We start from the raw sequence: 23,741 nt of genomic DNA, 5'->3' as shown, positions 1-23,741 counted from the left end.
GTGCGGTTTGGCATTTATTTGCTGATATTCGTCTATTACATGTTTGGTCACAACTGATCGATCCAGTGCTTGTTCCCGTTCTTGTTATTGGCGCGAACGGGTTGTTAAAGTTGCCCAATGTAATGTTTCGGTTGAAACATTCCGATATGTTCAAGCCATCGATGGCGCTTGAATTCCCCAGTAATCAGTGTTGAGAAAATCAGCCGGTTCACCCGTCGAGCCCAGGTAAACGCTCGCCTCGTGAATACTTAGCCAAGAATAATCCACATGATTGAGCTCGATTTCTACGGCACGCTCGTGGCCGCTTCCTTAGTATTACTGCTCGGACGCGGACTCGTTACGCGTGTTGGCTTTCTGCGAAGTTACAATATTCCTGAACCGGTGGCGGGCGGCCTGGTGGTTGCCGTGCTCCTGTTGATATTGCGCACTTGCGATATAGAAGTCCGCTTCGATACATCATTGCAAACACCGTTGATGTTGGCTTTCTTCGCCACGATTGGCTTGAGCGCGGACCTCGCCAGCCTGAAAAAGGGTGGCCGCGTTGTCGGCGTCTTTCTGCTGGCGGTCATTGGCTTGCTGGTGGTGCAGAACGCCATGGGAATAGGGTTGGCAACTTTGCTTGGGCTTGATCCTTTGATGGGCTTGCTGACGGGGTCCATCACGCTCGCCGGCGGTCACGGCACTGGCGCTGCATGGGGCGCGGTGTTCAGCGAGAAATATGGCCTGGCCTCGGCTTCGGAACTGGCGCTGGCCTCAGCGACGTTCGGTCTGGTGCTGGGCGGGCTGATCGGTGGGCCCGTCGCGCGGTTGCTGATCAAGCGCGTGCAAGTGCCAGGTTGCAATCCGCAACAAGCGCCGCGATTGCCAAAAGGTTTTGAACAGCCGAACAAGGAACGTTCGATCACGCCTTTTTCGTTCGTCGAGACGCTGGCGCTGATTGCCGTCAGCCTGCTCGCAGGCAATCTTTTGAATGGCTTGCTGCAAGGCACTGCTTTCGAGCTACCGACGTTTGTCTGCGTGCTGTTTGTGGGTGTGGTGTTGCGCAACAGTCTGTCAGCGCTTGGCTTGTATCAGGTATTCGAGCGCGAAGTTTCCGTGCTCGGCAATGTCAGCCTCTCGCTATTTCTGGCAATCGCTTTGATGTCGCTGAAGCTTTGGGATCTGGCGGCGCTGGCATTGCCGATCTTCATTATTCTGGCCGTGCAGGCGCTGGTCATGGCGCTGTTCGCGATTTTCGTGACGTTCCGCGTGATGGGCGGCAACTATGATGCCGCCGTACTCGCTGCGGGGCATTGCGGCTTTGGTCTGGGCGCCACACCGACGGCGATTGCCAACATGCAAGCCGTGACGCAGCGCTATGGGCCTTCGCAGATCGCGTTTCTGGTGGTGCCGATGGTAGGAGCGTTCTTCATCGATATCGTTAACGTCATCGTGATCAAGCTGTACCTGACCTTGCCATTCTTGGCTGCGGTCTAGCATAGACAGGCGCATAAAAAATGCCCGCATCTCACGATGCGGGCATTTTTTTGGCTGCGAGGACGCTTAGATGGTCAGCGTCCAGTCGTAGTCGACGATCAACGGCGCGTGCTGCGAGAACCGTGGCTGACGCGGCAGGCGTGCACTGCGCACCGAGCGACGCAGGCCCGGGGTCAGGATCTGATAATCGAAACGCCAGCCCAGATTGAGCATCTCGGCCTGTTCGTTATCCGGCCACCAGCTGTACTGATCGCCTTCACGACTGACTTCGCGCAGCGCATCGACATAGCCCATGTTGCCGACAATCTCGTCCATCCACGCGCGTTCCGGCGCGAGGAAGCCTGGAGATTGCTGGCTGTCGCGCCAGTTCTTGATGTCGAGTTTCTGCTGCGCAACGTACAGCGAGCCACAGTAAATGTACTCGCGACGTTTGCGTCGCTGTTTGTCCAGGTACTTGCCGAAATCGTCCATGAGCTTGAACTTCTGGTTCAAGTCCTCATCGCCGTTCATCCCCGAAGGAAACAGCAAGGTGGCAATACTGACTTTGTCGAAATCTGCTTGCAGGTAGCGCCCGTAGCGGTCGGCCGTCTCGAAACCGAGACCGCTGATGACAGCCTTCGGTTGCAACCGCGAATACAAAGCCACGCCGCCTTGGGCAGGGACTTCAGCATCGCAGGCATAAAGGAAGTAGCCATCCAGTTGGAAGGCTGGGTCATCCAGTTCAAAGGCGGAGGCACGGGTGTCCTGCAGGCAGATGACGTCGGCATTCTGGGCTTGCAGCCAACTGAGCAAACCGCGCTCGACTGCCGCCTGAATACCATTGACGTTCACACTGATGATCCGCATAAATGGCCCCAAAAATCGCGTGCGTGTATGATACACGGCGTCAAGCTAATTAGCTAAATCCGTGGTATTTGGGGTTTTTTTCATGCAAGCGTATCAGCGCGATTTCATTCGTTTTGCCATCGATCGCGGCGTTTTGCGCTTCGGTGAGTTCACCCTGAAGTCCGGGCGCACCAGTCCCTACTTCTTCAACGCCGGCCTGTTCAACTCCGGTTCGGCCCTGGCGCAACTGGGGCGTTTCTACGCCGCCGCCATCGCCGAAAGCGGCATCTCCTTCGACGTCCTGTTTGGCCCGGCTTATAAAGGCATTCCGCTGGCGGCCACGACCGCCGTTGCGCTGGCCGAGCATCACGATCGTGACCTGCCATGGTGCTTCAACCGCAAGGAAGCCAAGGCCCACGGCGAAGGCGGCAGCCTGGTCGGCGCACCGTTGACCGGCGAAGTCTTGATCATCGACGACGTGATCACCGCCGGCACCGCCATTCGTGAAGTGATGCAGATCATCGCTTCCCAGGACGGCGCCAAAGCCGCCGGTGTGCTGATCGCACTGAACCGCCAGGAGCGTGGCAACGGCGAGTTGTCGGCGATCCAGGAAGTCGAGCGCGACTTCGGCATCCCGGTGATCAGCATCGTCTCGCTGAATCAGGTGCTGGAGTTCCTCGCCGACGATCCCCAGCTCAAGCAGCATCTGTCAGCTGTGGAAGCGTATCGCGCGCAATTTGGCGTGTGATCCATACCTGTAGGAGCTGCCGAAGGCTGCGATCTTTTGATCTTGTTTTTCAGGATCAAGATCAAAAGATCGCAGCCTTCGGCAGCTCCTACAGTGGTCTACGCAGTTTTTGCCATTTCCTGAGCAGTCTCAGCGCCAATCCGACATTGACCAGCGCAAACACCAATAGCGCAACAACCACCATCACGTACAACGTGCGATCCACATCGAAATCCCAAAGGTCCAGCGTGCTGCTGCGCATGATCCCGACTGCTGCCGGCAAGTTAACGTAAAACAGCGCCACGAAAGCGCACGTCAATGGCAATGCTCGCCAGTAGAAAGCAGCCATCACCTTGTCTCGACTGCGCTTGCGGGCCTGCGAACCTTTTTGAAATTCATCCTCAGCCAGCGCTTCATTGAGCGCCGGCCACGCCAGATTGAACATGAACGTGGTCAGGGTCAGCAGCAAGCCACTGACCGCGACGATGTCACTGAACGGCATTCAGACCCAGCGTTGCACAGAGCAATGCGTGGGAATCTTCGCTGATCTCGAATTGCCCGGCGCTGCCCTTGCGTTTGGTGATGGGTTTGAAGGTCGGCTCGTTCTGGGTGATGAGCATGTTCAATTCATCGCGGATCACGTCCGAGCTGATCACCACCAGAAACACGTTTTGCGCATGTTCGGCGGACTCGATCACTGCGCGCATGCTGTGCTGCAGGATGTCGTCGAGCTGATTGCGAAAGCGCGATACGGTGTTCTTCAACAGGGTTTTGCTTTGGCTCTGGGTCAGTTGAAAGATCGTCGAGATCTGCGATTCGGTCGGCAGGGTTTGCCCGAAGTAACTCTGGATCAGATACAGCAGGCGATCCTGCTTGGCTTCGTCCGCCCGGCTGGGCATGCCGCCCTCGACCAGCATTTTCAGGTATTCGGTCAGACTGGCTTTGGCGATGCGCTCCAGCGCATGGGCGATTTCAGCGTCGCCGATGCGCAAGGTCTTTTTTACCGGTTCTTTTTGTTCCTGCTCGAAAGCGTCGGCGTCGATCATGAACGAGATCTGCATGGCTCAGGCGCTCCGGAATTATTTTTTGCTGGCAGCCGGCTTTTCGGATTTTTCCGGGTACGGATCTTGTGGGGCGTCACCCTGGCCGGTGAGGGTTTTCCAGCCGTTCAGGACATGCGCCGTTTTCCTGAACTGCGGGCAGGGTGGCATAGAGGTTTTGGCTTGATTGGAATAACGATGGCCGCAGTCCACGCATTCGTAGGTGCCTGCTGAAACATCGCTGCCGTAGGGAACGTAATCTTTCTGCATGAGTGAATCTCCGTTGGATGAGAGGAAGATCCTATGGAGATTTGTTCTGAGTGGATGTCGGACGTTTCGCTGTATCGAGTCAGGCTTTTCCTGCGCGCACCAAAAAATCGCAGCCTTCGTCAGTTCCTGCAAAAGCGGATTCTCGCATGTGCGAAATCCCCGTAGGAGCTGCCGAAGGCCGCGATCTTTTGCTTTCAGCTATTAGCGATCAGGGACGCTTGCGATTGCTGATCAGCGTACCCACGCCAGTGTCAGTGAAGATTTCCAGCAGGATCGCATTCGGCACACGACCATCGATGATCAACGAACTGCCAACCCCACCCTGAACCGCTTCCAGTGCGCAACGGATCTTCGGCAGCATGCCGCCGTAGATCGTGCCGTCAGCGATCAAGTCGTCGACTTGCTGAGTGCACAGGCCGGTCAATACATGCCCCGATTTGTCCATCAGGCCGGCAATGTTGGTCAGCAGCATCAGTTTTTCAGCTTTCAGTGCTTCGGCAACCTTGCCCGCCACCAGGTCGGCGTTGATGTTGTACGATTCGCCGTTCTCACCGACGCCAATCGGTGCGATGACCGGGATGAAGTTGCCTTTGACCAGCAGGTTCAGCAGTTCGGTGTTGATGCCGACGACTTCGCCAACGTGGCCGATGTCGATGATTTCCGGCTGGGTCATTTCCGGGGTCTGGCGGGAGACGGTGAGCTTCTTCGCCCGGATCAGCCCGGCATCTTTACCGGTCAGGCCGATGGCGCTGCCGCCATGGCGGTTGATCAGGTTGACGATGCTTTTGTTGACCTGACCGCCAAGGACCATTTCCACCACGTCCATGGTCGCCGCGTCGGTGACGCGCATGCCGTCGACGAAATGGCTTTCGATCGACAGGCGCTTGAGCAGATCACCGATCTGCGGGCCGCCACCGTGCACGACCACCGGATTGATACCCACGGCTTTCATCAGCACGATGTCGCGGGCGAAGCCGGTTTTCAGCTCCTCGCTTTCCATCGCGTTGCCGCCGTATTTGATCACCAGGGTCTTGCCGACATAACGTCGGATGTAAGGCAGTGCTTCGGACAGGACCTTGGCAGTGTTGGCGGCGGCTTCGCGTTCGAGGGTCATTCAGGGCTCCGGGTGGATCAGAACGGTAATTGGAGATCAGGTGCAACGCGTTTCAGTTGGGCGTGGAACACATCCTTGATGCGCTGCAGTTCAGCCTCGTCATCGGCCTCGAAGCGCAGCACCAGCACCGGTGTGGTGTTGGATGCGCGCACCAGGCCCCAGCCTTTGGCGTAATCGACCCGCACGCCGTCGATGGTGGTCAGGTCGGCGCCTTCGCCCCACTGAGCATCGTGCAGTGCATCAATGATGCTGAATTTGCTCTCTTCGGTCACATGGATATTGATTTCCGGCGTGGAAATATCGTTCGGGAAGGTCGCAAACAGCTCTTCCGCAGTGGATTTTTCCTTGCTGAGGATCTCCAGCAGACGTGCGGCGCTGTAGATGCCGTCGTCGAAACCGAACCAGCGCTCCTTGAAGAAGATGTGCCCGCTCATTTCGCCGGCCAACAGCGCGCCGGATTGTTTCATTTTCTTTTTGATCAACGAGTGACCGGTCTTCCACATTAGCGGCCGACCGCCGTATTCCTTGATCAGCGGCACCAGGCGACGGGTGCATTTGACGTCGAAGATGATTTCCGCGTCCGGGTTACGCGCCACTACGTCGCGAGCGAACAGCATCAGCAGACGGTCCGGGTAGACGATGCTGCCGGTGTTGGTCACCACGCCGACGCGGTCGCCGTCACCGTCGAAGGCCAGACCGATATCGGCGTTGGTTTCCTTGACCTTGGCGATCAGGTCGACGAGGTTTTCCGGTTTGCCCGGGTCCGGGTGATGGTTGGGGAAGTTGCCGTCGACTTCGCAGAACAGCGGGATGACTTCGCAGTTCAGCGCTTCGATCAGTTGCGGGGCGATCACGCCGGCCGCGCCGTTGCCGCAGTCGACCACGACTTTCAGGCGGCGGGCCAGTTTGATGTCCTGGACGATTTCGGTGTTGTAGCGGTCGAGGATTTCGACCTGAGTGACGCTGCCCTGGCCGCTGCTCAGGTCATTGTTCTTGATGCGCTCGTGGAGCACCTGAATCTGCTCGTTGGCGAGGGTGTCGCCGGCGATGACGATTTTGAAACCGTTGTAGTTCGACGGATTGTGGCTACCGGTGAGCATCACCCCGGACTTGCCGGCCAGCACGTTGGCGGCGTAATACAGCGCTGGCGTTGGCACCAGGCCGACATCGCTGACGTGGCAACCGCTCTCGGCGATGCCGCGAATGAGTTCCGCGACCAGCTCCGGGCCGGACAGGCGACCGTCGCGACCGACCGAAACATTCGGTTCGCCCTGGGCCAGGCTCTGCGAGCCGATGGCACGGCCGATCCAGTAGGCGGTTTCACCGTTGAGGTATTCCGGCACGGTGCCGCGAATGTCGTAGGCGCGGAAAATGCTGTCAGGCAGCTTCGGGGCGATCTTGGCGGGGGTGCTCATCTGTGGACATGCTCCATCTCGAAAAGGGCGGGACAGACCGACGAAATGTTCGACGGCAGGCTCAAACTGAAGGGTATGACGGCGTTTTCCACAGAGAGTTCGTGCTATGAAAGGGCCATGATGCCTCGGCGGACCGGGCTCGCGACCAGCAAAACCTTGATTTACGGTGTTAAAACCTGCTGCCGATGTAGTGCATTTTTTGTGGTGAGGGGATAAGCCCCCTCACCACAATAATTTCTATCCGGTTATTTGGTGCCGGTATGGCCAAAACCACCGGTACCGCGCTCGGTCTCGACAAACTCTTCAACCATTTCGAAATGCGCCTGCACCACCGGCACCAGCACCAATTGCGCCAAGCGTTCGCCGACGGTCATGGTGAAGTCGCTCTGGCCGCGGTTCCAGCAGGAGACCATCAGCGGGCCCTGGTAGTCGGAGTCGATCAGGCCGACCAGATTGCCCAGCACGATGCCGTGTTTGTGGCCCATGCCCGAGCGCGGCAGGATCAGCGCGGCGAGATTCGGGTCGCCGATGTACACCGACAGGCCTGTAGGAATCAGCACGGTTTCACCCGGTTTGATCACGATGTCCTGTTCCAGCATGGCGCGCAGGTCGAGGCCGGCGGAGCCCGGGGTGGCGTATTGCGGCAGCGGGAATTCGGTGCCGATGCGTGGGTCGAGGATCTTGGCTTGCAAAGCGTGCATGTAAATTAAACCTGGTTCAGACGTTCGGCGATAAAAGTGACCAGTTGGCGAGCAATCTTGCTCTTGCTGGTCTGGGCGAAAACCGTGGCGTGCAGCTCACGGTCGATGACGCTGCAGGCGTTTTCTTCGCTGTTGAAACCGATGCTCGGGTTGGCGACGTCGTTGGCGACGATCAGATCGAGATTCTTGTCCTTCAGCTTGCGTGCAGCGTAGTCGAGCAGGTGTTCGGTTTCGGCAGCGAAGCCGACACTGAACGGACGGTCGGGACGGGTCGCGATAGTGGCAAGGATGTCCGGGTTGCGCACCATTTGCAGGACGAAGCCGTCACCGCTCGTAGGATCTTTCTTGAGTTTATGCGGGGCGACGACTTCAGGGCGATAGTCCGCCACCGCTGCCGACGAGATGAACACATCGCAAGGCATGGCAGATTCGCAGGCGGCGAGCATGTCGCGGGCGCTGACCACATCGATCCGCGTCACGCGATCCGGCGTCGGCAGGTGCACCGGGCCGCTGATCAACGTGACACGGGCACCGGCTTCCACGGCTGCTTCGGCGAGGGCAAAACCCATTTTGCCGGAGCTGTGGTTGGTGATGTAGCGCACCGGGTCGATGTTTTCCTGAGTCGGGCCGGCGGTGATCACCACATGCTTGCCGGTCAGGGCCTGGCGCTGGAAGCAATCAGCGGCGAGCAGCGCCAGATCGGTGGCTTCCATCATGCGGCCCATGCCGACGTCGCCGCAGGCCTGGCTGCCCGAGGCCGGGCCGAAAGTCTTCAGGCCACGGCTTTCGAGCAGTTGCAGGTTGGCCTGGGTCGCCGGGTCGCGCCACATCGCCTGATTCATTGCTGGCGCGACAGCAACCACGGCGTCGGTGGCCAGCACCAATGTGGTCAGCAGATCGTTGGCAATGCCTTGGGCCAGGCGGGCGATCAGGTCGGCGGTGGCCGGGGCGATCAGCACCAGATCGGCCCATTTCGCCAGCTCGATATGGCCCATGGCGGCTTCGGCGGCAGGGTCGAGCAAGTCGAGGTGAACCGGGTGGCCCGACAGGGCCTGCATGGTCAGCGGGGTGATGAATTCGGCGCCGCCATGGGTCATGACCACGCGCACTTCGGCACCCTGGTCGATCAGGCGGCGAACCAGATCGGCGCTCTTGTAGGCCGCAATGCCGCCGCCGACGCCCAGAACGATGCGTTTCCGATACAGCCGCTGCATAGGTCTGCCTTTCATTTCGTTGATGACTGCGGCGCGATGCCCCTCCCCAGGGTTGAATCGACCGCCAAAAAGATGGGCTACGATATCACAGCGACCGCTACGGAACAGCGGCGCCCACAGACAAGGAGGTGCTATGAGTATTCGCGATTGGCCGGCGGCGGAACGGCCGCGGGAAAGGCTGTTGGAACACGGCGCAGGGAGTCTTTCGGACGCTGAGCTGTTGGCGATTTTTCTGCGCACCGGATTGCCCGGAAAAAGCGCAGTCGACCTTGCCAGGCATCTGCTGACGCAATTCGGTGGCCTGCGTTTGCTGCTTGAGGCCGATCAGGACGCATTCAGCAAACAATTGGGCCTCGGCCCGGCCAAGTTCGCCCAACTGCAAGCCGCGCAGGAAATGAGCAAGCGCCATCTGGCCGAGCGCTCACGGCAGAAACCGGCGCTGGAGAACCCTCAGGTCGTCCGCGATTACCTCAAGGCGATGCTGCGACATGAGCCGCACGAGGTATTCGGCTGCCTGTTTCTCGATTCAAAGCACCAGGTGCTGAATTTCGAGGCGCTGTTTCGCGGCTCGATCGACAACACCAGCGTGCACCCCCGGGAGGTGGTGAAGCGCGCGCTGGCCAATAACGCCGCAGCGGTGATCCTCTGTCACAACCATCCGTCCGGCAACACCGATCCGAGTCAGGCCGATCGGCTGCTGACCAAGCGCCTGCAGAAAGCGCTGGAGCTGATTGACGTGCGAGTGCTCGATCACTTCATCGTCGGAGATGGCGAACCGCTGTCGATGGCGGAGTGTGGCTGGATGTAGTTCTCGGCGCCAATTCTGGACCCTGTGGGAGCGAGCCTGCTCGCGAAGGCGTTGTATCAGTCAGCATCATTGTTTGCTGACAGACCGCTTTCGCGAGCAGGCTCGCTCCCACAGATTGTTTACATCCACCGGTTTGTGTCAGACAGGTTATTTGAGGCTGACCTTGGAATAATCCTGCCGTCCGAACGGGCTGACGGAATAACCCTGAACATCCTTGCGCGTCAAAGCGTAGGCCGTCGGGTGCGCCAGTGGCAGCCACAACGCCTGCTGCTGGATCTGCGCCTGTGCCTGTTCATACAGCTTGGTGCGCACGCCTTGTTCGCTGGTGGTCTTGCCGGCGCTGATCAGCTTGTCCAGGTCGGCGTTGCAGTACCGTGCGAAGTTGGTCCCGGACTTCACTGCTGCGCAGGAAAATTGCGGCGTGAGGAAATTGTCCGGGTCGCCGTTGTCGCCGGCCCAGCCCATGAACAGCAGGTCATGCTCGCCGGCCTTGGCGCGTCGAATCAGCTCGCCCCATTCGATCACACGGATCTCAGCCTGAATGCCGATCTCGGCCAGATCCGATTGCAGCATCTGCGCGCCGAGGCTCGGGTTCGGGTTGAGCAGGCTGCCCGACGGCCGCGTCCAGATTGTGGTCTGGAAGCCATCCTTCAAGCCGGCCTTGGCCAGCAGCGCCTTGGCTTTGGCCACGTCGTGTGGATAGCCCGGCAGGTTCTTGGCATAGCTCCAGGTGTTCGGCGGGTACGGGCCGTTGGCCGCTTCGGCGGTGTCTTCGAACACGGCTTTGATGTAGTTGGCCTTGTCGAAAGCGAGGTTGATCGCCTGGCGCACTTCCGGTTTGTCCAGTGGCGGATGCTGGCTGTTGATGCCCACGAAAGCGGTCATGAAAGCGTCAGTCTTTTCGACTTTCAGCGACAGTTCCTTCAGCGCAGCCTGTACGTCCAATGGTTTTGGCGACAGGGCGATCTGGCATTCATTGCGCCGCAGCTTTTGCAGGCGCACGTTGGCGTCCGGCGTGATGGCGAAGATCAATGGGTCGACGGCAGGTTTGCCACGGAAATATTCCGGGTTGGCCTTGTAGCGGATCGCCGCGTCTTTCTGGAAACGGTTGAACACGAACGGGCCGGTGCCGATCGGCTGGCTGTTGAGTTTGTCGGTCGCGCCGGCCTTCATCAGTTTGTCAGCGTATTCGGCGGAATAGATCGAGGCGAAGCCCATGCTCAGGGTCGCGAGGAAAGTCGAATCCGGATGGTCGAGAGTAAAGCGCACGGTCAACGGGTCGAGGGCGTCGATTTTCTTGATCAGAGTCGGTAGCTGCATCGACTGCGCATGGGGGAAGCCGCTCTGGGCGACTTTGTGCCAGGGGTTGGCCGGGTCGAGCATGCGGTCGAAGCTGAACTTGACGTCTTCGGCACTCAGCTCGCGGCTCGGTTTGAAGTAGTCGGTTGTATGAAATTTCACCTGCGGGTGCAGCTTGAATACATACGTCAGGCCGTCGGTGCTGACTTCCCAACTGTCGGCCAGGCTCGGGATGACCTTGCCACTGGCAGTGTCGAAATCCACCAGACGGTTCATCAGCACATCGGCCGAAGCATTGGTGGTGGTCAGCGAGTTGTACTGCACCACGTCGAACCCTTCGGGACTGGCCTCGGTACACACGCTCAGCGCGGCGGCCTGGGCGAGGGGGCTTAGCAACAGCGGAGCGAGTAACAGGGGTAGGGCAGCGAGGCGCATGGTCGGTTTCCTTTACAGATCGAAGGCCCATCTGCAAGTGCAGTCTGGAAAAGTCCTACCCTAGAGCTCTGAATTGCAAATGACTATCCCCTTTTTGCATTTTCAGGCGCACTCTTTCGCGGTTTCGAACGTGGGCAGCCAGATGAAAAGTCTGAATCGGCTGTAGGGCGGGATTTCTGCGACGAGTGGTCAAAACTGGCCGCAGCCTTTGTCCAAGGCGTTTGCGGCGGAAAAAATCGCCCTTTTGCCGATTGATTGCACACCGATTGTTGTTGCACCCCGGTCTTTCTGGTATAAAGCAGCGCTCTTTTCTAGGGGCCCGGTTCCTTCACTGTAGGTGTAGCCGGTAAGACCTCTAAAGAAACGCGGCGCCTGGCGCCAAATGACTGAGAGATTAAGCGGCCAACCCATGCCGGGTTGGGCATGTGGTTTTAGAGGGCTGAGGCATGTCGAGAGTATGTCAAGTTACCGGTAAGGGTCCGGTGACTGGGAATAACATTTCCCACGCAAACAACAAAACCCGTCGTCGTTTCCTGCCGAACCTGCAGCATCACCGCTTCTGGGTTGAAGAAGAGAAACGTTTTGTGCGTCTGCGCGTATCTGCCAAAGGCATGCGTATCATCGACAAGCGTGGCATCACTGTCGTGCTCGCCGAACTTCGCCGCGATGGCAAGATTTAAGGGAGCTAATCATGCGTGAATTGATTCGTTTGATCTCGAGCGCCGGTACTGGTCACTTCTACACTACCGACAAGAACAAGCGTACTACCCCGGACAAAATCGAGATCAAGAAATATGATCCGGTTGTTCGCAAGCACGTGATGTACAAGGAAGGCAAAATCAAGTAATTGATTTTCCTGGCTGCGAAAAAGGCCCGTATCGTGAGATACGGGCCTTTTTTGTTTGCCGTGGATTTGGTGTTGCCTGTCCTGCGCTCCCACAATGAAATGCGTTCGAATGTGGGAGCGAGCCTGCTCGCGAAGAGGCCGATAAAATCAGCGCAAAGACTCAAGCCTTCTGTTCAAAGATCACATAAACCTTGCGACAAGCCTCCAGCACTTCCCAGGTTCCGCGAAACCCCGCCGGAATCACGAAGCGATCGCCAACGCGCAAGGTCTTGGCATTGCCATCGCTGTCACGCAACACCGAAACCCCCTGCAGAATCTCGCAGTACTCATGCTCGGTGTAATTCACCGTCCACTGACCCACCGCGCCTTCCCACACACCCACGCCCATTTGCCCACAAGGGCTGTCGTATTGATGAAACACCGCCTGCTCAGGATCGCCCTTTAGCACTTTCGCCGGGTCCGGTCGATAGCGCTCGGCTTCGCTGCTGGCGAGGCTGATGTCGACGACGTTCTGGATGTTCATTGTTGTTTTCTCCGCTAATGACGGCGCGTTGGCTGGAATGGGCCAAAGTCTATGTTTATTAAAATGAACACCGCAAGGCCGTATGGCCAGCTTATGTCAAATATATTGAAACAAACCCGGTCGCTGGTTTAGGGTGGCGGGTGCCTCGGGCCGAAAGTGCAGGCTGGCCGGGCAGAATTCTTGAACAGCGCCGCAGCGCTTGCGGTGCTCGTATTCAATAAGAGGAGGACACCCGAATGACCACCCTGACTCGTGCCGACTGGGAACAACGCGCCCGCGATCTGAAAATCGAAGGCCGCGCCTTCCTGAATGGCGAATACACCGACGCCGTCTCCGGCGAAACCTTCGAATGCATCAGCCCGGTCGATGGCCGTCTGCTCGGCAAGATCGCCAGCTGTGATGCCGCTGATGCCGACCGTGCCGTGGAAAACGCCCGCGCCACTTTCAATTCCGGCGTCTGGTCGCGCCTGGCGCCGACCAAGCGCAAAGCCACCATGATCCGCTTCGCCAGCCTGCTGAAACAGCACGCCGAAGAACTGGCGCTGCTGGAAACACTCGATATGGGCAAGCCGATCAGCGATTCGCTGTACATCGACGTACCGGGTGCGGCGCAGGCTTTGAGCTGGAGCGGTGAAGCGATCGACAAGATCTACGACGAAGTCGCCGCGACTCCACATGATCAACTGGGGCTGGTAACCCGTGAGCCGGTGGGCGTGGTTGGCGCTATCGTGCCGTGGAACTTCCCGCTGATGATGGCCTGCTGGAAACTCGGCCCGGCGCTGTCGACCGGTAACTCGGTGATCCTCAAGCCGTCGGAAAAGTCGCCGCTGACCGCCATCCGCATCGCTGCGCTGGCCATTGAGGCCGGGATCCCCAAAGGCGTGCTCAACGTACTGCCGGGCTATGGCCACACCGTGGGCAAGGCGCTGGGTCTGCACAATGATGTCGACACGCTGGTGTTCACCGGCTCGACCAAGATTGCCAAGCAGTTGATGGTCTATGCCGGCGAATCGAACATGAAGCGCGTCTGGCTGGAAGCCGGTGGCAAGAGCCCGAACATCGTCTTCGCCGATGCGCCGGACCTGCAGGCCGCCGCTGAATCCGCCGCCAGCGCCATCGCCTTCAACCAGGGCGAAGTGTGCACCGCCGGTTCGCGCCTGCTGGTCGAGCGTTCGATCAAGGACAAATTCCTGCCAATGGTGATCGAGGCGCTGAAAGCCTGGAGGCCGGGCAATCCGCTGGATCCGGCGACCAACGTCGGTGCGCTGGTCGATACCCAGCAGATGAACACCGTGCTGTCGTACATCGAATCCGGCCATAGCGATGGCGCCAAACTGGTCGCCGGCGGCAAGCGCATCCTCCAGGAGACCGGTGGCACTTACGTCGAGCCAACCATTTTCGATGGTGTGAGCAACGCGATGAAGATTGCCCAGGAAGAGATTTTCGGTCCGGTGTTGTCGGTGATCGCTTTCGACAGCGCCGAAGAAGCCATCCAGATCGCCAACGACACGCCATATGGTCTGGCCGCAGCGGTGTGGACCCAGGACATCTCCAAGGCACACCTGACCGCCAAGGCTTTGCGCGCCGGTAGTGTGTGGGTCAATCAGTACGATGGCGGCGACATGACCGCGCCGTTCGGTGGCTTCAAGCAGTCGGGCAACGGTCGCGACAAATCGCTGCATGCCTTCGACAAGTACACCGAGCTGAAGGCGACGTGGATCAAGCTGTAATTCATTAAGAGAGCCTGAGTTAATCAGGCTCTCGAACCTACAGAGATCCCCTGTGGGAGCGAGCCTCTGTGGTGAGGGGATTTATCCCCGTTCGGCTGCGAAGCAGTCGCTAAACCATTGCACGCGGTGTACCTGATACATCGTGGTTGCAGGTTTTGGGGCCGCTGCGCGACCCAACGGGGATAAATCCCCTCGCCACAGGGGCTCGCTCCCACAGTGTTTTGGGTGAATACAAAAAGAATATCCACAGGAGCGTGGAACATGCGGTGGGCGACGTATTTCGCCGTGTTGGCGTCTGTCTTGAGTGTCGGCCTGGCCCTGGGGGTCAGCATGCCGCTGGTGTCGTTGCGTCTGGAGGGCTGGGGCTATGGCTCGTTCGCCATCGGCGTGATGGCAGCCATGCCGGCAATCGGCGTGCTGCTGGGGGCGAAGATTTCCAGCCATCTCGCCGCGTATTTCGGCACGGCGAACCTGATGCGACTGTGCCTCTGGGCCGGGGCACTGTCGATCGGCCTGCTGGCGCTGCTGCCAAGTTATCCGATCTGGCTACTGCTGCGCCTGCTGATCGGGGTGATCCTGACCATCGTGTTCATCCTCGGCGAGAGCTGGATCAATCAACTGGTGGTCGAGCGGTGGCGTGGGCGACTGGTCGCGCTGTATGGCAGCAGCTATGCGTTGAGCCAACTGTCTGGTCCGTTGCTGCTGGGGGCGCTCGGTACCGAGCATGATTACGGTTTCTGGGTCGGGGTCGGCCTGCTCACGCTCTCGCCCCTGCTGCTGCTGGGGCGCAGCGGTGCGCCGAACAGTGAGGCCAACAGCGTGACCTTTGGCGATCTGTGGGGCTTCGCCCGCGAGTTGCCGGCGATTGCCTGGGCGGTGTCGTTGTTCGCCGCGTTCGAGGCGATGATCCTGACACTGCTGCCGGTGTACTGCCTGCAACAAGGGTTCACCGCCGAAATCGCGCTGGCCATGGTCAGTACCGTGGTGGTCGGCGATGCGCTGCTGCAATTGCCGATCGGCGCATTGGCCGATTACCTGTCGCGGCGCACGCTGTTCGCCGGGTGCGCGGTGGTATTGATGCTGTCGAGTCTGGCCATTCCGATGTTGCTCGACACGCTGCTGATCTGGCCGTTGTGGGTGCTGTTCGGCGCCAGTGCCGGCGGCTTGTTCACCCTGTCGCTGATTCTGATTGGCGAGCGTTATCGAGACGATGCGCTGGTTCGCGCCAATGCGCATATCGCGCAGTTGTGGGGTGTCGGTTGTCTGGTCGGGCCGTTGGCGGCGGGGGCGGGGAGTCAGTGGATCAATGGGCATGCGTTGCCGCTGCTGATGGCGGCGGGGGCGTTTGGCCTGGTGCTTTTGTTGTTGCGCCAAGGGGCCTTTGGCACAACGGCGGAAGCAGCCTGAGCGCATTCTTGTGGGAGCGAGCCTGCTCGCGAAAGCGGTGCGCCAGTCAGCTCATTTGCTGGATGTGAAACCGTTTTCGCGAGCAGGCTCGCTCCCACGAAGGATCACAACATCCGCTCCAGGCCAACGTTGGTGCTGAACCACGAGTTGAAGCGCCGCCACCAGCTCCCCGGCTCCTTGGTCAGGGTGTGCATCTGGCCGTTGTCTTCGGTGACCCAGACGACCTTGCCGTCCTCGAGTTTCGCCTGATAACTCAAGGTCGGCGCCATGCCTTGCAACGCCAGTGCGCGCACGTGCTCGGCCAGTTCCGGGCTGTCGACGAGCACGCCGACTTCGGTGTTCCACAGCACTGAGCGCGGGTCGAAGTTGAATGAGCCGATAAACGATTTGCGCCGGTCGAAGATCATCGCCTTGCTGTGCAAACTCGAATCCGAACCGCGAAACGACTTGCTGTAGAACACTCGCGGCCCGCTGCCATAGTTATCCCCAGGCTGGCGGCGCAGTTCATAAAGTTTCACCCCGTGTTCAAGCAACGCCTTGCGATAGGGCGCGTAACCGCCATGCACCGCCGGCACGTCAGTGGCCTCCAGTGAATTGGTCAGCAGGCTCACGGAGACCCCGGCATCGGCGCGCCCGGTCAGGTAGACCAGCCCCGGCTGGCCGGGCACAAAGTAGGCGGAAATCATGATCAGCTCTTTGCTGACACCGGTCAGCTCCGGCGCCAGTTGCGTGGTCAGCAGCAGATGCGGATCCGGTTCGCCCTTGGACAGGACCTTGCTCGGCGCATCCCACAGCGCCTGGTTCCAGGCCCAGATCAGCTCTTTACGCCAGATGTCCATGCGCGGGTCGGTGGTGAATTTCATCAACTGTTGATAGAGCGCGTGGTTCTGCTTGCGGGTTTCTTCCAGCGATTCTTCCAGGCGCGTGCGCGTGTTTTGCAGGTCGGCGGCAGTCGGTTGGCTGGAGAGGAATTCGTCGATCGGCTTGCTCAGCGCGCTGTTCCAGTACTGGTCGAAACTGTGTCCGAGCTGTTCGGCCACCGGGCCGATGCTGAGCATGTCGATGTCGGTGAAATTCAGGTTGGGTTCGGCGTCGAAATATTCATCGCCCAGATTGCGCCCGCCGACGATGGCCGCGCTGTTGTCCGCCAGCCACAGTTTGTTGTGCATGCGCCGGTGCTGCACGGACAGATTGAACAGTCGTCCGGCCGCGCGCGTTACGCCGGTGCTGCGCCCCAGGTGCAACGGATTGAACAAACGAATCTGGATCTGCGGATGCGCCGCCAGGGTGGCGATGATCTGGTCGAGGCCGTCGCTGGTGGTGTCGTCGAGCAGGATGCGCACGCGCACGCCACGGTCGGCCGCCTTGAGCACTTCCTCCACCAGCATCCGCGTGCTGATGCCGTCGTGGACGATGTAGTACTGCAAATCGAGGCTGACCTGGGCATGACGAATCAGCTCGGCCCGGGCGGTAAACGCCTCGCCACTGTCGGAGAGCAGGCGAAACCCCGACTGCCCTTTGTAGGGCGCGGCCTGAGCCTGAATCGAACGGCCGAAGCTGGAGTCCGACGCCGGCAGGGCCTGGCTTGGTTCGCGCGGCACATCGAGGCTGGCGCAGCCGCTGAGGAACGAGGCGAGTATCAGTGAAGCGAGTAAGGGCTGTCTGAAGCTCACGTAGGATCGTTCCGGTTGGCGGCTGGGGTCGGCAATTTGGACGCCGGGCGCGCAAAAAAGGTCAGTCGGTCTCAGCGAGCAGTTTGATTGCCGCAGCGCCGACCTTGCGCACCGCTTCTTCGATCTGCGCTGTTGGTTTGGCAGCGTAGTTCATCCGCAGACAATTGCGGTACTTGCCCGAGGCGGAAAAGATGCTGCCGACAGCAATCTGTACGCCCTGATCGTGCAGCGCGCGATTCAGTTTCAGCGTGTCGAAACCGTCCGGCAGCTCCACCCAGAGCATGAAGCTGCCCTGTGGGCGACTGGCGCGGGTGCCGGCGGGAAAGTAGCGCGTCACCCAATCGATCATCGCGTCACGGTTGCGCTGGTACTGCATGCGCATGCGCCGCAAGTGCGGCTCGAAATGGCCGGCCTTGATGAATTCGGCGATGGCGATCTGCGGTTGTGGCGCGGTGGATCCGGTGCTGATGTATTTCATGTGCAGCACTCGCTCGAGATATCGGCCCGGCGCCACCCAGCCGATGCGCAGCCCCGGCGCGAGGGTCTTGGAGAACGAGCTGCAGAGCAACACGCGGCCATCTTCATCGAAGGATTTGATCGTGCGCGGGCGCGGGTAGGTGTAGGCCAGTTCGCCGTACACATCGTCTTCAATGATCGCCACATCGAAACGCTGGGCCAACGTCAACAGCGCGCGTTTGCGCGATTCGGGCATGACGTAGCCGAGCGGGTTGTTGCAGTTTGGGGTGAGCTGAATGGCCTTGATCGGCCACTGTTCCAGCGCCAGTTCAAGGGCGTCGAGGCTGATCCCGGTGAGCGGGTCGGTGGGGATTTCCAGGGCTTTCATGCCCAGGCCTTTGAGGGTCTGCATGGCGCCGTGGAAGCTCGGCGAGTCCACCGCGACGATGTCGCCCGGCTCGCAAATCGCGTGGATGCTGGTGGACAGGGCTTCGTGGCAGCCAGTGGTGATGACCAGATCGCTGGCGCTCAACTGACAGCCGGAATCGAGCATCAGCCGTGCGATCTGTTCGCGCAGTTCGAGGTTGCCGTGGATGTTGTCGTAATACAGACCAGGCATGTCCTGCCGGCGACTGATACGCGCCAGTCCGCGCAGCAGCGGCTTCATGGTAGGTGAGCCAACATCGGGCATGCCACGGCCCAATTGCACGACGTCCTTGCGCGGTACGGCGCGGATCAATTCCAGCACCTGGTCCCACTGCGAAATCTCCACTGGCCGTTGCGCCGGACGGCCGACCGCGGGCAATTCCGGCAGTTCGCGACTGACCGGCACAAAATAGCCGGACTTGGGTTTTGGCGTGGCGAGGCCGCTGTCTTCAAGCACCCGATACGCCTGCTGCACCGTGCTCAGGCTGACTCCATGTTCGACGCTTAAGGCGCGCACTGACGGCAAACGATCGCCGGGGCGATAGAAGCCTTGTTCGATGCGAGTGCCGAGCAATTCGGCGAGGTTTACATACAGAGTCATGACGGCCTCGGTGCGTCTTGGTGGAAACCAGTACAGATGCGGCAAAAATCAGTCATTCAGTCAGTGAATCGGCAAATCTGTATGGAGTTAATACAGGTTCGTTGAGTCTGTAATGGTTTTTCCCGCCCGCGCATCATGGAATCTCTGGCTACCCAAGTAAACAGGAGCAACGAAAATGAACGGCTTGAGCGATGTGCGGCTGACGTTACACAGTCAGGAACTGGCGGCAGGGCAGAAGGACAGCGCGCGCAATCTGCTGCGTAACGCACCATCCGGCCTCAGTCGCTGGGATCTGTTCTGGCATCGTCTGCACACGCGCAAAGCGTTGCTGGGACTGACGCCGGAGCAGCTCAAGGATGTCGGGCTGACGCGGGAGCAGGCAAGGGAGGAGGGGTTGAAGCCGTTTTGGCGGATCTGAGATATGTATTGTTCTTGCGGGCCTCATCGCGAGCAGGCTCGCTCCCACAGTGACCGCGTGCTGCCTGAATAAACGCGTTTACTGTGGGAGCGAGCCTGCTCGCGAAAGCGGATCAAGGGCCGCCGAGATACCCTCAGACCAACTCTTTCAGCCGATGCCACAACATCCCCAACGCCAACAACGGCGAGCGCAAGTGCTTGCCGCCGGGAAAGGTGATGTGCGGCACCTTGGCGAACAGATCAAAGCCGCCGCCATGCTGCCCGCTGATTGCCTCGGCCAGCAGCTTACCGGCCAGGTGGGTGGCATTCACCCCATGCCCGGAATACGCCTGGGCGTAATACACGTTCGGCTGCTCGGCGAGCCGGCCAATCTGCGGCAGGCGGTTGGCACCGATGCCGATCATCCCGCCCCACTGATAATCGATTTTCACCCCGGCCAGTTGCGGGAACACTTCAAGCATCTTCGGCTGCATATAGGCGCCGATGTCTTTCGGATCGCGTCCCGAGTAATGACACGCGCCGCCGAACAGCAAACGTCGATCCGCCGAGAGCCGGTAGTAATCCAGCGCCACCCGCTGGTCGCAGACCGCCATGTTCTGCGGCAGCAGGTTGTGCGCTTGCTCTTCGCTCAGCGGTTCGGTGGCGATGATGTAGCTGCCGGCGGGTAGCACCTTGCCGCTCAGTTGCGGGTTGAGGTCATTGAGATAGGCATTGCAGCCCAGCACGAGCGTCTTGGCCCGCACCGATCCCTGCGCCGTGTGCACCTTCACTTCAGGGCCGTAATCGATGCGCGTCACCGCCGAACGCTCGAACAACTGCACGCCCAGTTGCTGCGCCGCTGCCGCTTCGCCCAGCGCCAGATTCAGCGGATGCAGATGTCCGGAGCCCATGTCGATCAAGCCGCCGACATAGCGCTTGGAACCGACCACGGTGTGCATTTCACTGGCCTGCAACAGGCGGGTTTCGTAGCGGTAACCGAGGCCGCGCAACTCTTCGGCATCTTCGGCAAAACCGTCGAGATCGGAAGGCTTGTTGGCGAGATCGCAATAGCCCCAGGTCAGGTCGCAGGCAATACTGAAACGCTCGACGCGCCGGCGAACAATCTCCACGGCCTCAAGGCCCATGAGTTTCATCTCGCGCACCCCGTCGGCACCGATGACATTGGCGAACTGATCGAGGCCGTGACCGACACCGCGAATCAGTTGCCCACCATTGCGACCGCTGGCGCCCCAGCCGATCCGGTGCGCTTCCAGCAACACCACGCTGAAACCGCGTTCGGCCAATTCCAGCGCCGTATTCAGCCCGGAAAATCCACCACCGACCACGCAGACATCCGCCACCACCTCGCCTTGCAGCACGGGATGGTCAGGCTGCGGCAGGCTGCTGGCGGCGTAATAAGAGGCAACGTGGGGTTGGCTCGCGGTGGTCTGGGCGCGGGCGGTCATGGGCATCATCCAACGGCTGAGTGTCGAGAAAATTTGACGGAGCATAAGCCGCACGCCCGAACGTGGGCAACATCGGTCGTCCTGCGGTGTCTGGATCCGGGCTTTTGCGGCACAATCATCAGCCCGCCACTTTGGTCACCGTTTCGATGAGCTGCAACAGCCAGAAAATCCGCAACCTGCGTCAGCAGATCCCCACGTTCGACTGCGTGCCGGGCTGCCACGACTGCTGCGGGCCGGTGACCACTTCGCCCGAGGAAATGGCCCGGCTGCCGCGCAAGACCCGCGCCGAACAGGATGCCGCGCTGGAAGAACTCAACTGTGTGCACCTGGGGCCGAATGGTTGCACGGTGTATGAAGAGCGGCCGCTGATCTGCCGCTTGTTTGGCACCACCAAGACCTTGCCATGCCCGAACGAGCGGCGGCCGGTGGAGTTGATTCATCCACGGGTGGAGAAGCAGATTTTCGAGTACATGGCGGCGAATCGGCAGGTGTTGGTTTAGCCGTTGCGTTCAGTTCAGACCGAGTCGACTTCTTCGCGAGCAGGCTCGCTCCCACAGGAGATTGCATTTCAAATGTGGGAGCGAGCCTGCTCGCGAAGGGGACGCCGACGATTTCAGTCCGGAATCGGCAGGCACAGGCTCTCTTTCACCTCTTCCATGACGATATAGCTCTTCGATTCACGCACATGCGGTAGCTTCAAGAGAATGTCGCCCAGCAGTTTGCGGTACGAGGCCATCTCGGAAATCCGCGCCTTCACCAGATAGTCGAAATCCCCTGACACCAAATGACACTCCAGCACATGCGGCAGCTTCAGCACCGCGCGTCGGAACTCTTCGAATGTGTCACCGGATTTGTAGTCGAGGCTGATCTCAACGAACACCAGCAAGCTACCCTTCAAATGCTGCGGATTGAGCCGGGCGTTGTAGCCCATGATGATCCCTTCGCGCTCCAGACGCCGCACGCGCTCGGTGCACGGCGTGGTCGAGAGGCCGACCTTTTCTCCGAGTTCGGTGAAGGAAATCCGCCCGTCCGCCTGGAGGATGCGCAAGATGTTGCGGTCGATCTTGTCCAGCTCACGTTTGGTCTGAGTGTTGGTACGCATAGGGGATGCGCCTCCGTGAAAAGGGTTTTTGCCGAGAATTGTCGCCAAATATAGGCGCTTATATAGTGAAAAGCACTGGCATTTCTTTTTTAAACTGCGCCCATCATTGCTCTAACAAACCGTTCGGCGAAAAGCCGCGATGAGGGATTGAAAATGCGCGTCATGGTCTTGGGTAGCGGCGTCATCGGTACCGCCAGTGCTTACTATCTGGCCCGTGCCGGGTTTGAAGTGGTGGTGGTCGACCGGCAGCCTGCTGCGGCCATGGAGACCAGTTTCGCCAACGCCGGCCAGGTCTCGCCGGGTTACGCCTCGCCGTGGGCCGCGCCGGGCGTGCCGCTCAAGGCCATCAAGTGGTTGCTTCAGCGCCACGCGCCATTGGCGATCAAGGCCACCGCCGATATCGACCAATACCTGTGGATGGCGCAAATGCTGCGCAACTGCACTGCCAGCCGTTACGCGGTGAACAAGGAGCGCATGGTGCGTCTGTCCGAGTACAGCCGTGACTGCCTCGATGAATTGCGCGCCGAAACCGGTATCGCCTACGAAGGCCGCAGCCTCGGCACCACGCAGTTGTTCCGTACTCAGGCGCAACTGGATAACGCCGCCAAAGACATCGCGGTGCTGAAAGAATCCGGCGTGCCGTTTGAAGTCCTTGACCGCGCCGGCATCGCCCGCGTCGAACCGGCGCTGGCAGGCGTGACTGACATTCTCGCTGGCGCGCTGCGTCTGCCCAACGACCAGACCGGCGACTGCCAGATGTTCACCACCCGTCTCGCCGAAATGGCGCGCAAGCTCGGCGTGGAATTCCGTTTTGGCCAGGACATCCAGAAACTCGACTACGCCGGTGATCGCATCAACGGGGTATGGATTGACGGCAAGCTGGAAACCGCTGACCGCTACGTGCTGGCACTGGGCAGCTACTCGCCGCAACTGCTCAAGCCGCTGGGCATCAAGGCCCCGGTGTATCCGCTCAAGGGCTACTCGCTGACCGTGCCGATCACCAACCCGGACATGGCGCCAACGTCGACCATTCTCGACGAGACCTACAAGGTCGCGATCACCCGTTTCGACAACCGCATCCGCGTCGGCGGCATGGCCGAGATCGCCGGTTTTGACCTGTCGCTGAACCCGCGTCGGCGCGAAACCCTGGAGATGATCGTCAACGACCTTTATCCTCAGGGCGGCAATCTGGCCGAAGCGAGTTTCTGGACCGGCCTGCGCCCGACCACGCCGGACGGTACGCCGATCGTTGGCGCCACGCCGTTCAAGAATCTGTTCCTCAACACCGGTCACGGTACGCTTGGCTGGACCATGGCCTGCGGTTCCGGCCGTTTGCTCGCCGACCTGATGGCGAAGAAAAAGCCGCAGATCAGCGCTGAAGGCCTCGATATTTCCCGTTACGGCAACCAGACCCAGGAGTCCGCAAAACATGTCAATCCAGCGCCAGCTCACCAATGAGCGCATGAGTCAGATCGTCAGCCACAACGGCACCGTGTATCTGGCCGGGCAGGTCGGCGACGACTTCGACGCCGGAATTGAACAGCAGACCCGCGACGTGCTCGCCAATATCGAACGTCTGCTCGATCTGGCCGGGACGGACAAACAGCATCTGTTGTCGGCAACGATCTATTTGAATGACATCGAAGCGCACTTCGCCGGGATGAACGCGCTGTGGGACCAGTGGCTGCCCAAAGGCGCCGCGCCGGCCCGCGCCACCGTCGAAGCGAAGATGGCCAAGCCGAGCATTCTGGTGGAGATCTCCATCGTCGCCGCGCTGCCATAACGTTCCC

At 59.9% G+C, this 23,741-nt stretch carries 24 protein-coding genes and 1 pseudogene; 11 read left to right on the top strand and 14 right to left on the bottom strand.

Annotated features, from left to right (window positions below; translation table 11 throughout):
• Window positions 1-267: 267 nt before the first annotated feature.
• Window positions 268-1,476, top strand: a complete 1,209-nt coding sequence (gene gltS / locus PspCFBP13508_RS10695; protein WP_137214404.1) for a sodium/glutamate symporter — start codon at window positions 268-270, stop codon at window positions 1,474-1,476.
• A gap of 66 nt (window positions 1,477-1,542) precedes the next feature.
• Here the strand turns inward: gltS and PspCFBP13508_RS10690 are convergent, their stop codons facing one another.
• On the bottom strand, window positions 1,543-2,322 hold the full coding sequence (locus tag PspCFBP13508_RS10690; protein WP_016772543.1) for an exodeoxyribonuclease III: 780 nt from the start codon (window positions 2,320-2,322) through the stop codon (window positions 1,543-1,545).
• An 82-nt stretch (window positions 2,323-2,404) separates the two neighbouring features.
• Here PspCFBP13508_RS10690 and pyrE point away from each other — a divergent pair, with 82 nt between their 5' ends.
• Entirely contained in the window at window positions 2,405-3,049 is a 645-nt protein-coding gene (gene pyrE, locus PspCFBP13508_RS10685) for an orotate phosphoribosyltransferase (RefSeq protein ID WP_137214403.1), read from the top strand.
• Between the two features lie 88 nt (window positions 3,050-3,137).
• Here pyrE and PspCFBP13508_RS10675 read toward each other — a convergent pair whose 3' ends face one another.
• The 7 genes and pseudogenes from PspCFBP13508_RS10675 to coaBC form a co-directional block, all read right to left on the bottom strand.
• Window positions 3,138-3,530, bottom strand: a complete 393-nt coding sequence (locus tag PspCFBP13508_RS10675) for a hypothetical protein (protein ID WP_137214402.1) — start codon at window positions 3,528-3,530, stop codon at window positions 3,138-3,140.
• Entirely contained in the window at window positions 3,517-4,089 is a 573-nt protein-coding gene (locus tag PspCFBP13508_RS10670; protein ID WP_137214401.1) for a hypothetical protein, read from the bottom strand. The genes PspCFBP13508_RS10675 and PspCFBP13508_RS10670 overlap by 14 nt, the downstream gene beginning before the upstream one ends.
• An 18-nt stretch (window positions 4,090-4,107) precedes the next feature.
• Window positions 4,108-4,338, bottom strand: a complete 231-nt coding sequence (locus tag PspCFBP13508_RS10665; RefSeq protein WP_016772547.1) for a hypothetical protein — start codon at window positions 4,336-4,338, stop codon at window positions 4,108-4,110.
• Window positions 4,339-4,546: 208 nt separating this feature from the next.
• Entirely contained in the window at window positions 4,547-5,452 is a 906-nt protein-coding gene (argB, locus tag PspCFBP13508_RS10660) for an acetylglutamate kinase (protein ID WP_130912047.1), read from the bottom strand.
• A 17-nt stretch (window positions 5,453-5,469) separates the two neighbouring features.
• Window positions 5,470-6,873: pseudogene (locus PspCFBP13508_RS10655) on the bottom strand (phosphomannomutase/phosphoglucomutase); the annotation flags it as partial.
• Window positions 6,874-7,112: 239 nt separating this feature from the next.
• Window positions 7,113-7,568 carry a dUTP diphosphatase gene (gene dut / locus PspCFBP13508_RS10650; protein ID WP_016772550.1) on the bottom strand — a complete coding sequence of 152 codons (456 nt, stop codon included), beginning with the start codon at window positions 7,566-7,568 and terminating at the stop codon, window positions 7,113-7,115.
• 5 nt (window positions 7,569-7,573) lie between these two features.
• The gene (gene coaBC / locus PspCFBP13508_RS10645) at window positions 7,574-8,782 is read right to left on the bottom strand and encodes a bifunctional phosphopantothenoylcysteine decarboxylase/phosphopantothenate--cysteine ligase CoaBC (RefSeq protein ID WP_016772551.1); all 1,209 of its coding nucleotides are present in this window, start codon (window positions 8,780-8,782) and stop codon (window positions 7,574-7,576) included.
• Between the two features lie 133 nt (window positions 8,783-8,915).
• Here coaBC and radC point away from each other — a divergent pair, with 133 nt between their 5' ends.
• Window positions 8,916-9,590 carry a DNA repair protein RadC gene (radC, locus tag PspCFBP13508_RS10640; RefSeq protein WP_041476636.1) on the top strand — a complete coding sequence of 225 codons (675 nt, stop codon included), beginning with the start codon at window positions 8,916-8,918 and terminating at the stop codon, window positions 9,588-9,590.
• A gap of 147 nt (window positions 9,591-9,737) precedes the next feature.
• Here the strand turns inward: radC and PspCFBP13508_RS10635 are convergent, their stop codons facing one another.
• A complete protein-coding gene (locus PspCFBP13508_RS10635) occupies window positions 9,738-11,324 on the bottom strand; it encodes an ABC transporter substrate-binding protein (RefSeq protein WP_137214400.1) in 1,587 nt (528 codons plus the stop codon).
• A gap of 446 nt (window positions 11,325-11,770) precedes the next feature.
• Here PspCFBP13508_RS10635 and rpmB point away from each other — a divergent pair, with 446 nt between their 5' ends.
• Together rpmB and rpmG are read left to right on the top strand one after the other, a co-directional pair.
• A complete protein-coding gene (rpmB, locus tag PspCFBP13508_RS10630) occupies window positions 11,771-12,004 on the top strand; it encodes a 50S ribosomal protein L28 (protein WP_007920377.1) in 234 nt (77 codons plus the stop codon).
• Window positions 12,005-12,015: 11 nt separating this feature from the next.
• The gene (rpmG, locus tag PspCFBP13508_RS10625) at window positions 12,016-12,171 is read left to right on the top strand and encodes a 50S ribosomal protein L33 (protein ID WP_016772554.1); all 156 of its coding nucleotides are present in this window, start codon (window positions 12,016-12,018) and stop codon (window positions 12,169-12,171) included.
• Between the two features lie 160 nt (window positions 12,172-12,331).
• Here rpmG and PspCFBP13508_RS10620 read toward each other — a convergent pair whose 3' ends face one another.
• Window positions 12,332-12,694, bottom strand: a complete 363-nt coding sequence (locus tag PspCFBP13508_RS10620; RefSeq protein WP_016772555.1) for a cupin domain-containing protein — start codon at window positions 12,692-12,694, stop codon at window positions 12,332-12,334.
• A 236-nt stretch (window positions 12,695-12,930) separates the two neighbouring features.
• Between PspCFBP13508_RS10620 and PspCFBP13508_RS10615 the strand changes: the two genes are divergently transcribed.
• Window positions 12,931-14,424 (top strand): aldehyde dehydrogenase, encoded by a 1,494-nt coding sequence (locus PspCFBP13508_RS10615; protein ID WP_137214399.1) that lies wholly within the window; start codon window positions 12,931-12,933, stop codon window positions 14,422-14,424.
• 261 nt (window positions 14,425-14,685) lie between these two features.
• Window positions 14,686-15,831, top strand: a complete 1,146-nt coding sequence (locus PspCFBP13508_RS10610) for an MFS transporter (protein WP_137214398.1) — start codon at window positions 14,686-14,688, stop codon at window positions 15,829-15,831.
• Between the two features lie 104 nt (window positions 15,832-15,935).
• Here PspCFBP13508_RS10610 and PspCFBP13508_RS10605 read toward each other — a convergent pair whose 3' ends face one another.
• Both PspCFBP13508_RS10605 and PspCFBP13508_RS10600 read right to left on the bottom strand, forming a co-directional pair.
• A complete protein-coding gene (locus PspCFBP13508_RS10605) occupies window positions 15,936-17,504 on the bottom strand; it encodes a phospholipase D family protein (RefSeq protein WP_137214397.1) in 1,569 nt (522 codons plus the stop codon).
• A 61-nt stretch (window positions 17,505-17,565) separates the two neighbouring features.
• Complete coding sequence (locus PspCFBP13508_RS10600; RefSeq protein WP_137214396.1) at window positions 17,566-18,987, bottom strand: PLP-dependent aminotransferase family protein; 1,422 nt, start codon at window positions 18,985-18,987, stop codon at window positions 17,566-17,568.
• Between the two features lie 175 nt (window positions 18,988-19,162).
• Between PspCFBP13508_RS10600 and PspCFBP13508_RS10595 the strand changes: the two genes are divergently transcribed.
• Window positions 19,163-19,405 (top strand): DUF1127 domain-containing protein, encoded by a 243-nt coding sequence (locus PspCFBP13508_RS10595; RefSeq protein ID WP_130912043.1) that lies wholly within the window; start codon window positions 19,163-19,165, stop codon window positions 19,403-19,405.
• Between the two features lie 133 nt (window positions 19,406-19,538).
• Here the strand turns inward: PspCFBP13508_RS10595 and PspCFBP13508_RS10590 are convergent, their stop codons facing one another.
• Window positions 19,539-20,849, bottom strand: coding sequence for an FAD-binding oxidoreductase (locus PspCFBP13508_RS10590; protein ID WP_137214395.1), 1,311 nt, complete (start codon window positions 20,847-20,849; stop codon window positions 19,539-19,541).
• Between the two features lie 146 nt (window positions 20,850-20,995).
• Between PspCFBP13508_RS10590 and PspCFBP13508_RS10585 the strand changes: the two genes are divergently transcribed.
• Window positions 20,996-21,349 carry a YkgJ family cysteine cluster protein gene (locus tag PspCFBP13508_RS10585; RefSeq protein ID WP_123441968.1) on the top strand — a complete coding sequence of 118 codons (354 nt, stop codon included), beginning with the start codon at window positions 20,996-20,998 and terminating at the stop codon, window positions 21,347-21,349.
• Window positions 21,350-21,462: 113 nt separating this feature from the next.
• Here the strand turns inward: PspCFBP13508_RS10585 and PspCFBP13508_RS10575 are convergent, their stop codons facing one another.
• Window positions 21,463-21,951: an Lrp/AsnC ligand binding domain-containing protein gene (locus PspCFBP13508_RS10575; protein WP_010465173.1), complete on the bottom strand. Its 489-nt coding sequence runs from the start codon at window positions 21,949-21,951 to the stop codon at window positions 21,463-21,465.
• 153 nt (window positions 21,952-22,104) lie between these two features.
• Between PspCFBP13508_RS10575 and dadA the strand changes: the two genes are divergently transcribed.
• Together dadA and PspCFBP13508_RS10565 are read left to right on the top strand one after the other, a co-directional pair.
• Window positions 22,105-23,409, top strand: a complete 1,305-nt coding sequence (gene dadA, locus PspCFBP13508_RS10570; protein ID WP_122506211.1) for a D-amino acid dehydrogenase — start codon at window positions 22,105-22,107, stop codon at window positions 23,407-23,409.
• Window positions 23,381-23,734 carry a RidA family protein gene (locus tag PspCFBP13508_RS10565; RefSeq protein ID WP_137214393.1) on the top strand — a complete coding sequence of 118 codons (354 nt, stop codon included), beginning with the start codon at window positions 23,381-23,383 and terminating at the stop codon, window positions 23,732-23,734. The genes dadA and PspCFBP13508_RS10565 overlap by 29 nt, the downstream gene beginning before the upstream one ends.
• Window positions 23,735-23,741 lie beyond the last annotated feature (7 nt).

The organism is Pseudomonas sp. CFBP13508 (assembly GCF_005233515.1).
In the GTDB taxonomy this organism is placed as follows: Bacteria; Pseudomonadota; Gammaproteobacteria; order Pseudomonadales; family Pseudomonadaceae; genus Aquipseudomonas; species Aquipseudomonas mercuritolerans.
Note: the sequence above shows the minus strand (reverse complement) of the source record. Positions and strands in the feature narration are given on the sequence as shown.